This window comes from Enterobacter sp. SECR19-1250, assembly GCF_013391025.1.
GTDB classification, from domain to species: Bacteria; Pseudomonadota; Gammaproteobacteria; order Enterobacterales; family Enterobacteriaceae; genus Enterobacter; species Enterobacter cloacae.
In genome coordinates this window covers 1-3,969 of sequence record NZ_JACASJ010000197.1, presented here as the reverse complement: position 1 = coordinate 3,969, position 3,969 = coordinate 1, and the positions used below count along the sequence as shown (strand labels likewise).

The window sequence follows — 3,969 nt, the reverse complement described above, 5'->3', positions numbered from 1 at the left end:
ATGGAAAACTGAATATGGCGTTCTGAGTCTTCCCACCATGATCGGGGAAGACCCAAATATATACAGGCTATAACGCAAAAAAGGGATCGGCCTGTGATTAACACCCTGCACATTCAAAACTACCGCTCAATTCGCGATATGTCGCTGGAGCTGGAACAGCTCAACATTGTCTTCGGCCCGAATGGCACCGGGAAATCAAATATTTACAAGGCGATCCACCTGATGCACAGCGCCGCGCAGGGGCAGTTTTCTCAGGCTCTGGCGAATGAAGGCGGGATTTTGAAAGTGTTCTGGGCGGGTAAAACCCGCAGCGACCAGCTGCGAGGGATGAACCTGGCGGTAGAAACCGAAACCTACGAATACGAGCTGCAGGTAGGCTTTGTTGAGAAGCTGCCCTATCCCTCGCAGTTTCAGCTCGATCCGGTGAGCAAGGAAGAGTCGCTCTGGCTGAGCGGCCAGCACCGCCGCCCGTCGGCACAGCTGATGAAGCGCAGAAATCAGGCGGTTTTCCTGAATAACGTCCATCACGAGAAAGTGACCCACAGCGGCACGCTGTACGAGAACGAATCGGTATTCGGCCAGCTCGGCGAACCGCACCTTTACCCGGAAGTGTCGCAGATGCGCGAGTCCCTGCGTAACTGGCGATTTTATCATGAGTTTTCCGTTGCAAGCGGCTCCATGATGCGAGCCCCGCAGGTGGGTTTCCGCTCTCCGGTGCTGGCGAGTGACGGCGCCAACCTCGCGGCGGCGTTTCAGACCATTGTCGAGATTGGCGATGAACTGCTGCTGATGCGCATTCTTGATCAGGCTTTCCCCGGCTGCGTGTTTTACAGCGACAACACCGGCGGACGTTTTCGCATGATGATGCAGCGTGAGGGCTTAAGCCGCCCGCTGGAACCGGCGGAGTTCTCTGACGGCACGCTGCGCTTTTTATGCCTGGCGGTGGCACTGTTAAGCCCGCGCCCACCGGCGTTTATCGCCCTCAACGAACCGGAAAACAGCCTGCATCCGCAGATGCTGCCCGCGCTGGCAAGCCTGATTGCCGAGGCCAGCCGCTACTCGCAGATCTGGCTCACAAGCCACTCGCCGGAGCTGGCGACATTGATTGAGAAGCACCGATCGTTTTCGCTGTATCAGCTGTCAATGACGGAGGGAGAGACGAAGATGGAGAAGCTGGGGTAAGAAGGGGCTTTCATTTTCTTTAACGCAAATAACCACAATATAAGACTGGTCTTTTGGAAAAGAGTACAATGCCATCAGTATTTTAACGCGCATTTCTTATTCTGAGAGACACAACATGAAACACATTCTGACCGCATCCTTATTCGCCTTATCTGCCTCTGTCTTTGCGGGGTCTGCCCCACACTGGACGTATGAAGGCAAGAGTGGTCCGGAAAACTGGGGCGAGCTCAGCGACGAGTTTGCCACCTGCAAGACCGGGAAATTCCAGTCACCCATCGATATCCGTAACGCCTATAACGCCACGCTGCCGCCGCTGGAGATGAATTTCCATACCGCCGCCGAAAAGCTGGTGAACAACGGCCATACCCTGCAGGTGACCGCCAGCGACGAAGATGAATTCCGTCTGGACGATCAGATCTTTACCCTGCGCCAGTACCATTTCCATACCCCGAGCGAAAACCGGATCAACGGCAAATCCTTCCCGCTGGAAGCGCACTTTGTTCATGCCAGCAAAGAGGGCGACGTCGCAGTACTTGCCGTTATGTTTGAGGTCGGCCCGGAAAACAGCGCACTCAACCCGCTGCTGGCGCGCCTTCCGAAGGAAAAGGACCACGAAATCTCGATTGATAAACACCTCGATCTTCGTCCGCTGTTTCCGGCTGACCTGCACTATTATCGCTTCAGCGGCTCGCTGACCACCCCACCGTGCACCGAAGGGCTGCGCTGGCTGGTGATGAAAAACACCGTCACCCTGTCAGAAAAGCAGCTGGAGATGTTTAAGCAAGCGCTTGAGCACAGCAATAACCGTCCGCTTCAGCCGCTGAACGGCCGCGTGATTGTTCAGTAAGGTGTTGTGAGTTAAAAGCATCCGCAGGCCGGGTCTCCCGGCCTAAAAGACGGTGTTACTTCATGTCGCATCATGCCTGGCTACAGACGGCTGAATACGAAACGTCTTGCGCCACTCCGTCGGGCTGACGCCAAAACGCGCCTTAAACTGTTGTCGCCAGGTCACCGCAGAGTTAAACCCCACCAGCTCGGCCACGCGTTCAATCGGCATATTGCCGGCTTCCAGCAAGATCTGGCTGCGCCGCAGGCGCTCGGCGGTGAGCCAGTCGGCCACGGTCATGCCGGTGGCGTTGACAAAATGGCGGGTCAGCGTGCGGCGGCTCATCGAGACCACCTTCGCCAGCGAGTCGAGATTATGCGGCTCGGTAATGTGTTGCTGCAGGTAGTCGATCAGGCAGTTAATCCGCGCGTCGCGGGTGTCCTTCGGCACCGGCTGGGCAATGAACTGCGCCTGACCGCCTTCGCGGTGCGGCGGCACAATCATCCGACGGGCGATCTGGTTGGCAACCACGCTGCCAAAGCGCTGACGGATGATATACAGGCAGCAGTCCAGCGCGGCGGCGGTCCCGGCGGAGGTAATAATATTGTCGTCATCCACATAGAGGGCGTTGATATCAAGCTGGACGCGCGGAAAAAGCGACTGGAAGTGATGTTCAAACTCCCAGTGGGTGGCCGCGCGCTTGCCGTCGAGAATGCCCGCATACGCCAGCACAAACGACCCTAGACACAGCCCGACGATTTCCGCGCCGTTGTTTCTTGCCTGCACCAGGCTGTCGAGCAGCACCTGAGGCGGGCGATCCAGCACGTGCTGCCAGTAGGGCACCACCACAATATCCGCCTGCGCGATGGCTGAAAAATCCTGCGTCGCGTTGAGGGCAAAGCCCTCTTTTGAGGTGAGAACGCCGGGTTTTTCGGCGCAGATCGTCACGTTAAAGCGCTTTTCGCCGGAAACCGCGTCGCCAAACAGAATACAGGGAACGGAGTAGTGGAACGGGCTAAACCCGTCCACCGCGACAATCGCGACGTTGATAAGTGGCATCTGTCTCTCCTTCCCTTTTTGGTGCTCAGAATATAACGGTTTCGCCGTCCTGGGGAATGCTCACCGCATCACCGATCTGGTTCGCTTCCACGTATTCCCGCAGCGCGTGGCGGCTCAGCAGGCAGTGGTTAATGGCTTCCATATGGACCGCCACAATTTTTGCCTGCGGCAGCAGGAAGTGAACGTTGAGCAGATCCTGTTCCCCCATAATGATGGGCCCGAAACCGATCACATGCGCGTATCCGGCATTAAGGACCACCACATCCGGCTGGTGTTTTTGCAGATCGGCCGCCACCGCATCACGCCAGACGGTATCGCCCGCGATGTAGAGCGTTTTCTCGTCGGGGTGGCGCAGAACCACACCGCAGGCTTCGCCCAGACGCTCTGCCAGCTCCGGCACCGCGTACGCGCGATCGGTACCATGCTGGCCGCCGTGGGTTTTCGCGATGCTGATATCACCAAAGGTGGTCTCGTCGGTCATGACTGTCAGGTTATGAAAACCCTGGCTTCGCAGCAGCGCGGCATCACGATCGTTTTGCACATAGATCGGTTTGTCTTTGGCGATCAGTTCCACCGCCGCGCGATCCCAGTGATCGTCATGGGTGTGGGTGACGATCACCGCATCAGCGTCCAGCAGCGTGCTGACGTCAACGGGCAGTTCAACCATTGGGTTACGGATCTCGGCCCGCGCCGTGCCGGGGAAACCGGGATAAGCGTCTTTTGCGGCCAGCATCGGGTCGATCAAAAAACGTTTACCGGCATACGTGATCAGTTGGGTGGCATTGCGAATATGTGTGATGTTCATGGGCTATTCTCCTGTGCGTGTGATAAGGAGAATAGCCCGCGACTGTACTGACCCCAAAAAGTTGGACAGTTAAACACGAGGCACATAGGTCTGGGTT

4 protein-coding genes are annotated in these 3,969 nt (G+C 57.1%); 2 read left to right on the top strand and 2 right to left on the bottom strand.

The annotated features are described in order from the left end of the window. The first annotated feature begins 93 nt into the window (after window positions 1-93). Window positions 94-1,182 (top strand): AAA family ATPase, encoded by a 1,089-nt coding sequence (locus HX884_RS25555; protein WP_178328980.1) that lies wholly within the window; start codon window positions 94-96, stop codon window positions 1,180-1,182. Window positions 1,183-1,297: 115 nt separating this feature from the next. Then, window positions 1,298-2,029 carry a carbonic anhydrase gene (locus HX884_RS25550; protein ID WP_013094853.1) on the top strand — a complete coding sequence of 244 codons (732 nt, stop codon included), beginning with the start codon at window positions 1,298-1,300 and terminating at the stop codon, window positions 2,027-2,029. Window positions 2,030-2,089: 60 nt separating this feature from the next. On the opposite strand, the gene HX884_RS25545 is transcribed toward HX884_RS25550, so the two are convergent. Continuing rightward, window positions 2,090-3,067 carry a GlxA family transcriptional regulator gene (locus tag HX884_RS25545; RefSeq protein ID WP_178328979.1) on the bottom strand — a complete coding sequence of 326 codons (978 nt, stop codon included), beginning with the start codon at window positions 3,065-3,067 and terminating at the stop codon, window positions 2,090-2,092. A 25-nt stretch (window positions 3,068-3,092) separates the two neighbouring features. After that, window positions 3,093-3,872 (bottom strand): MBL fold metallo-hydrolase, encoded by a 780-nt coding sequence (locus HX884_RS25540; RefSeq protein ID WP_178328978.1) that lies wholly within the window; start codon window positions 3,870-3,872, stop codon window positions 3,093-3,095. Window positions 3,873-3,969: the final 97 nt, after the last annotated feature.